The organism is Pseudaeromonas pectinilytica (assembly GCF_054780855.1).
In genome coordinates, this window is sequence record NZ_BAAGVN010000271.1 from 1 (window position 1) to 4,329 (window position 4,329).

General features: G+C 50.7%; 6 protein-coding genes. 4 read left to right on the forward strand and 2 right to left on the reverse strand.

Annotation, left to right across the window (positions count from 1 at the left end):
* Positions 1 to 62 precede the first annotated feature (62 nt).
* A complete protein-coding gene (locus ACYVG7_RS11095; protein ID WP_460883171.1) occupies positions 63 to 866 on the reverse strand; it encodes an HlyD family secretion protein in 804 nt (267 codons plus the stop codon).
* Positions 867 to 1,229 (reverse strand): DUF3302 domain-containing protein, encoded by a 363-nt coding sequence (locus ACYVG7_RS11100; RefSeq protein ID WP_460883172.1) that lies wholly within the window; start codon positions 1,227 to 1,229, stop codon positions 867 to 869. It lies immediately after the preceding gene.
* A 375-nt stretch (positions 1,230 to 1,604) separates the two neighbouring features.
* Here ACYVG7_RS11100 and ACYVG7_RS11105 point away from each other — a divergent pair, with 375 nt between their 5' ends.
* Genes ACYVG7_RS11105 through ACYVG7_RS11120 form a run of 4 tightly spaced genes read left to right on the forward strand, consistent with a single transcriptional unit; the run spans position 1,605 to position 4,290 of the window.
* The gene (locus tag ACYVG7_RS11105; protein ID WP_460883173.1) at positions 1,605 to 2,723 is read left to right on the forward strand and encodes a methyl-accepting chemotaxis protein; all 1,119 of its coding nucleotides are present in this window, start codon (positions 1,605 to 1,607) and stop codon (positions 2,721 to 2,723) included.
* Positions 2,724 to 2,735: 12 nt separating this feature from the next.
* A complete protein-coding gene (locus ACYVG7_RS11110) occupies positions 2,736 to 3,101 on the forward strand; it encodes a response regulator (RefSeq protein ID WP_460883174.1) in 366 nt (121 codons plus the stop codon).
* Between the two features lie 12 nt (positions 3,102 to 3,113).
* Positions 3,114 to 3,419, forward strand: coding sequence for an STAS domain-containing protein (locus tag ACYVG7_RS11115; RefSeq protein ID WP_460883175.1), 306 nt, complete (start codon positions 3,114 to 3,116; stop codon positions 3,417 to 3,419).
* Positions 3,420 to 3,435: 16 nt separating this feature from the next.
* Positions 3,436 to 4,290 carry an Hpt domain-containing protein gene (locus ACYVG7_RS11120; protein ID WP_460883176.1) on the forward strand — a complete coding sequence of 285 codons (855 nt, stop codon included), beginning with the start codon at positions 3,436 to 3,438 and terminating at the stop codon, positions 4,288 to 4,290.
* Positions 4,291 to 4,329: the final 39 nt, after the last annotated feature.

The window sequence follows — 4,329 nt, forward strand, 5'->3', positions numbered from 1 at the left end:
AGTAGGCAGAGAAAATCCAAGCAAAACAACACGTTAGACGGTATTATTAATTCGCTTGCCGCTTAAGGTTCTGTACATGAGGCGACGATACCGCGCTCTTGCTTCGGAATAAAAAATAGCGAAGGGCGAAATGGCATGCTGTTCACATAACTACCCGGACGTAACAGCACCTGGGTGGCATAGCCATCGGTCAGCGCACGAACCACCGTCTGCTCCAGATTGTACTTCGCTTCGCGCAATTGGGCGCGCAGGCTGACCACGGAGGCATTTTCACCATCCACCATCGCATCCAACTGGCTCTGCACCTGCAGCTGTTGAGCGCGCGCCGTGGCCAGATTGGCTTCTTGGGCCAGGTACGCTTGCTTGGCGTTGGTTGCTTCTTGTTCGGTAAAGGGGTTGACGGCTTTTCCGGCCGCGCGCTGATATCGTCCCAAATCCTTGAGCGCCTTGTCCCGTTCTGCCGTGGCGCGTTCGACTTCACTCTGGCTGGCGGTCAGTTGCGCTTGCTGGGACTTGACTTGTTGCTCCGCCTTGACCAGATCGGCGGTCAGACGATCCACTCGCGCTTGATAGACGGTCGGGTCGATTTTAAACAGAATCGAGCCGGCTTTAATGAGCTGGTTCGGGGTGACCAGCACCTCCGAGACGGTTCCGCTGACCTGTGGGATCACGGGTACCGTGATGACCGCTTTTTGGGCCATGAAGGTGTAAGGATGGTTATAGTTCATGGTCAGAATTAAACCGGCCACAATAAATACACCGCCCAGGATCGCAGTGGGCACAGTCCATTTATTGACCGGAATATTAAACAGCTTGAAACAGCCATAGGCAAAGGCTGCGTAGGTCATGATGATGAGCAAATCCATTTATTCTTCTCCCTGCTGGGCACTCTTGGCGTTTTCCGTGCCAGTTGATGCGTGCAGTTGCTGCTCTAATTGGCTGATCCGCAATTCCAGAGCTGCCAGTTGCGTGTGATCCTGCTGTTGTTGTTGCTGTGAAAATCCCCATCCCCGTTCTGGTCGGTAGATGGTGGCCCAGATCCACAGGAAGGGCCAAATGGCGTGTAAAGTGAACAGACTGACCCAGCCTGCGGCATGAATGGCATCCTGGTGCGGATGATCCCGCTTCACTGCAATTTCATAAGGAATATCGTGGATGACAATAATTCCGTAAAAACACACTAGTACCACGATCAGTAAGACCGCGAGGGCAAAATAGTCGAGAAACATGATCAACTCTCCGTGTTGGTTCGTTTGGTAAACAATATCGGTTGTTTGGGCTACTCCGCCAATCTGATTTGCGTCTTAGAGTGATATGTATCATAGGTTCAGAATATTTAGAGTAGAAGACAGTAAAGATATCTTGGAGTTAGACGCTTTAGCATAAATAACACCGTAAATCCCCCTGCTGTCATATTTGCCATATTCATCGATTTTCAGTGATTTTGTCTGTTATTGGCACTGAATTTGCGCATTCATCTTGTCGCGTGACATCCGTCACATAACGACTCTGTGTTCCGGTTGTCACCACTATTCCTTCCTAAGCTTGCCAAGTGTCTGCTGGTTATCTGTCTTATTTATCTTTCTTTGTCTCGGAGGTTTGCTGTGTACCGAGTGTTGGTGTTGTTACTGAGCGGCCTTGGCTTACTGGCTATCGGGCTGAATCATGCCACTGTGGGTCAGCTGTTGATCGCCGCCGGAATTGGCTTGCAGCTCGTTGATCTCATTCTGTTTGTTAAGCAGAAACAGCTGTTAGAGCGCGCTAGGGCCGATAAGCAGAACGAGGCTCCAATGTTGGTTACCCCAGAGCCAGATCCCTTACTCGCGCAAATGCCTGCGGTGTTGGATGCCTGGCATCGACAGATTGATGTGGTGAGTGACTTGGTGCGCAACAACATCGAAGCCCTGTTGTCGCCTTTTTCCATGTTGATGGGGCGATTACAGGAAGAAAACCAGACTAGTTCGACCCTGTTCGGTGGTCGCCATGGTGGCCACTCGATTACCCAGGTCCTCGAGGAGACCAATCGTTCACTCGCTAGCGTGATTGCCGCTTTTGATGGGGCGCGTAGCTATAAAACCCAGCTGCAGCAGACCATTACCGAGCTGAGTAACTACATGCTGGAATTGAAGAACATGGCCGGTTCTGTGCAAAAACTGGCGAGCCAGACCAATTTGTTAGCGCTTAATGCCGCGATCGAAGCGGCTCGTGCGGGCGAGGCGGGGCGAGGGTTTGCGGTGGTTGCCGATGAGGTGCGTACCTTGTCTGGCCAATCCGGAGAAACCGGTCGGGACATTGCCAAGAAAGTCGAGGCGGTCACCCAAGCCATCCAGGCCACCATTGATGCGGCAGATAATCTGGTGCGGACGGATGACAACAACCTCGCGTTACTCGATCAGGCGGTGATGACAGTGACTGCGCGGTTAAGTACAGAAATCAATGAACTTCACGACGCGGGCAGTCGGCTCCATTCGTTATCTGAAGAGAGTGCCACCGCCATCAGCCACATCATCGTCAAGTTACAGTTTCAAGATCGGGTCAGCCAGATACTCGAACATCTACAAACGGATTTAACTGAAATTCGCACCATGATGATTGAAGAGCTGAGCGGTGAGTTTGATTTGCACCACTGGGAGCAGCGCTTCCGTCAGCGCTTCACGACGGATGAAGAGCATCAAGGGCGAATCAATACGCGAGTCGAGAGTGATGCCGTTACCTTTTTCTAAGAGGGAATGTTCATGAGTAAAACAGTGTTGATAGTGGATGACTCCCTGTCTATTCGGCAGTTGGTGAAAGCAGCGCTGACCTCGGTCGGATACGGGGTTATCGACGCCTGTGATGGTCAGGATGCTCTGAACAAGCTGGTGGGGCAGCGCGTTAATCTCATCATCAGCGACGTCAATATGCCCAATATGGATGGCATCACCTTCCTGAAAGCCCTCAAGAGTAAGCCGGAACATAAATTTACACCTGTGGTCATGCTCACCACCGAAAGTCAGGAATCCAAGAAAAAAGAGGGCCAGGCTGCTGGTGCTCGTGCCTGGATTATCAAACCGTTTCAGCCCCCGCAATTATTGGCTGCCGTGGAAAAACTGATCCTTTAGCGGAGGTGGACTGTGTTGCAGGTAACAACCGACGGCTCCAATTCATTTATACGTATCCATGGACCATTCACCATTTACGAGGTGGCCGAATTTCAGCAACAAATAACCGAAGCTTGGCCGGTAGAGGGCGAATTGATCATGGATTTGGCCGGGGTATCAGAAATTGATACCGCAGGTTTGCAACTGTTGTTGGCATTACGCAAAAGCTTGGGAGCGCAGCTAACACTGCAGCAGCATTCGAACTCTGTGATCGAACTCCTGGATCTCTACCAATTAGCCTCGCTGTTTGGCGATGTCATTGTGCTTTCGGAACATTGATGATTAAGGAGCCGGCATGTTCAGTCAGGATCAGTGGAGCCAGTTATTAGCAAATTTTTTGGAAGAGGCCAGGGATCTCATCCAGCAGGCTGAGACTATATTGCTGGCGCTGGATAATGGTGACGGCGACGACGGTGAAGAGCTCTTGAATAGCCTGTTTCGGGCCGTCCATACCCTGAAAGGATCGGCCGGCTTATTCGCCCTGGATGACTTTGTCGCATTTACCCACCATCAAGAAAGTCTCATCATGCGCGTGCGTGACCAAGGTGTAGGACTTAATCGGCAACAAATATCGGCTTTGCTATCAGGACTGGATATTCTGAGCAATGAGGTCGAATCGTTGGTCACTGGCATGGCGCCATCGCCTCTGGTCCAGCAGCATGCGGCGCAATTTGCTTTATTGCAGTCACTTGTTCCCGGGGATGCGACCGCCTCCTGTGCGTTGGCTGAGCCGGTACTCCCGCAAGTAGAGCGAGAGTCGCGAACCCCCAGTGCTGCTAGTTGGCATATCTCCTTGCGTTTTTCTTCAAACTTATTTGAGTTCGGTTTTGATCCCGCCTCATTTATTCGATATCTGTGCAAGTTAGGTTCTATTAGCCATATCCAGCTTATACAAAATGGATTGCCAAGTTGGCCTGATTTGCATGCGGAAGTTTGTTATCTCGGGGTGGAAGTCGATTTAGTCACCGAGGCCACCAAAGCAGAGATTGAAGAGGTATTTGAATTTATTCAGGAGCTTGCTCAAATCCGGATTTTACCGCCTGAGAGCAAAACGCAAGATTATTTAAAATTAATCTCTGAACTGCCTGAGGATAAAGAACTACTGGGCAGGGCGGGAGCACACTTTGTTGATCTTTTAACCAAAGAATAACTGAGCCCGATAGTCGTCATTCCAGCCGGCTCTTTTTAG

What these genes read in the sequence shown, in the direction of transcription:
- ACYVG7_RS11100 (WP_460883172.1), bottom strand. Translation starts at nt 1,229, where the DNA reads ATGTTTCTCGACTATTTTGCCCTCGCGGTCTTACTGATCGTGGTACTA.
- ACYVG7_RS11120 (WP_460883176.1), top strand. Translation starts at nt 3,436, where the DNA reads ATGTTCAGTCAGGATCAGTGGAGCCAGTTATTAGCAAATTTTTTGGAA.
- ACYVG7_RS11095 (WP_460883171.1), bottom strand. Translation starts at nt 866, where the DNA reads ATGGATTTGCTCATCATCATGACCTACGCAGCCTTTGCCTATGGCTGT.
- ACYVG7_RS11110 (WP_460883174.1), top strand. Translation starts at nt 2,736, where the DNA reads ATGAGTAAAACAGTGTTGATAGTGGATGACTCCCTGTCTATTCGGCAG.